Origin of the sequence: Stutzerimonas nitrititolerans (assembly GCF_003696285.1) — a bacterium.
Taxonomy (GTDB): Bacteria; Pseudomonadota; Gammaproteobacteria; order Pseudomonadales; family Pseudomonadaceae; genus Stutzerimonas; species Stutzerimonas nitrititolerans.
The window spans coordinates 1-661 of the sequence record NZ_RFFL01000067.1; the positions used below are offsets into that span (position 1 = coordinate 1).

Consider the following 661-nt stretch of genomic DNA (forward strand, 5'->3'; position numbering starts at 1 on the left):
CAGGACTATCTGCTGAGCATGGAGGTCCTGCCGCTGAAGTCCCTGTTCATGACTGACGCAACTGGCGCCGCCGTACAGATGGACTTCGCCCTGCCGGTGAGGGAGGAGCCCTGATGTTCGACTCGCCGCTTGAAGAGTCGATGCCAGGGCGCGTGGTGCGCTTTGGTCTTGGGTATCACGGCTTCGTCGAGTTTCCGACCCTGGAAGGAAAAACGAACTGCCCAGGGAATGAGGTTCGGCTCACCACCCATGGCGGCCGCATCCTGAACCCGTTCCCGGCAGGCGTGACGTTTTCCCGCGGAACGGAAGAAAGCGCAGTGCTGTTCCGTGATCCCAGGGCGGTCGATACGCCGGATGATCTGGAGGATGAGCTCGGTCGCGATTGGCGGCGCTTTGCCGTCATCCAGATACAGGGAATCAGGGCTGGCGCGTCGTCAGGGGAGCTGGCCTATAACTTCGCGCTGCACACCCCCACGCAGAACCTGTTGGTGAACATATCGCTGACCAGTTTGTTCGTGACTCGCACCCAGGTGCTTGCCAGGCGCAGCCGGCAATCGAACAGCCCGCAGTCATTCCGCATCGCTGGCCCATCACTCGGCAACAGCACGCTGTTCCTGGACGCGGTGTCCACGGGCGCCCGAGCGCTGTATTGCACCCCGGG

At 62.5% G+C, this 661-nt stretch carries 1 protein-coding gene; it reads left to right on the top strand.

Annotated elements, in window-relative coordinates:
* Positions 1–113 precede the first annotated feature (113 nt).
* On the top strand, positions 114–661 hold a 548-nt coding region (locus EA795_RS20710; RefSeq protein ID WP_147456336.1), incomplete at its 3' end, for a hypothetical protein.